Raw genomic sequence first — 1079 nt, forward strand, 5'->3', positions numbered from 1 at the left:
CGAACACCGTCATGAACAGCGCGCCGATCGCGTACAGGCGGCGCAGCAGCGGGTTGGACAGGTGGTCGCGCACGGTGCGGACCAGCACGCGCGGGCGCAGCGAGCCCGGGGTGAAGTGCTCGGGCGCCGGCAGCAGCAGCCGGAAGGCCACCGCGCACGCCACCGCGACCAGGCCGATCACGCCGACGGCGACCCGCCAGCCCCACTCCTGGGCGACCCAGCCGGTGATGATCCGGCCGCTCATCCCGCCCACGCTGTTGCCCGCCACGAACAGGCCGATCGCGGTGACCAGCGCCCGCGGCCGGACCTCCTCCGCGAGGTACGCCGTCGCCGAGGCGGGCAGCCCGGCCAGGGCCGCGCCCTGCACCGCCCGCAGCGCGACCAGCGCCGGCAGCGACGGCGCGAAGGGCACCAGCAGCCCGACGGTGACCGCGACCGCCAGCGACGCCGTCATGACCGTCCGCCGTCCGAACCGCTCCGACAGCGCGCTCATCGGCAGCACGAACACCGCGAGGCCACCGGTCGCGGCGGCCACCGTCCAGCTGGCGTCGCTCGCCGTGACGCCGAGGTCGCCCGAGATCAGCGGCAGCAGGGCCTGCGTGGAGTACAGGAGCGCGAAGGTGGCGACGCCCGCCAGGAACAGCGCGAAGCTCATCCGGCGGTAGCCGGGACCGCCCGGTGTCATGCGCGAGTCGGCCGAGGAGGAGCCGGAGGCGTCGGGGTCCGCGGAGGCGGCGGATGCGGCGTCCACGGCCGTGGACGCCCCGGTATCGGCGGGAGTCATGCCACGACGGTACGAAGCCCCTTACTCATCCGTCCAATGCATGGAATGGCCATAATCGTTCCCATGGTGCATCAGTCAAGCTCACGGCCCCGCCTGTCACCGTCCGGTGACACGGAAGACATCGTCGCGCTGCTCGCGCCCCGCCTCGCGCACTTCGCCGGCGTCGCCCGCACCGAGCACGTCACCCGGGCCGCCCAGGAGATGAACGTCCCCCAGTCCACCCTCTCCCGCGCCCTCGTCCGCCTGGAGGAGGACCTCGGCGTCGACCTGTTCGTGCGCCGCGGCCGCACCCTCG

2 protein-coding genes are annotated in these 1079 nt (G+C 73.9%); one reads left to right on the forward strand and one right to left on the reverse strand.

The window, feature by feature from the left end:
• On the reverse strand, positions 1-784 hold a 784-nt coding region (locus ACF088_RS41370; RefSeq protein ID WP_392381138.1), incomplete at its 3' end, for an MFS transporter.
• A 63-nt stretch (positions 785-847) separates the two neighbouring features.
• On the opposite strand from ACF088_RS41370, the gene ACF088_RS41375 reads away from it, so the two are divergent.
• On the forward strand, positions 848-1079 hold a 232-nt coding region (locus ACF088_RS41375), incomplete at its 3' end, for a LysR family transcriptional regulator (RefSeq protein WP_392381139.1).

It is taken from the genome of Streptomyces sp. NPDC015125 (assembly GCF_043080045.1).
GTDB lineage: Bacteria > Actinomycetota > Actinomycetes > Streptomycetales > Streptomycetaceae > Streptomyces.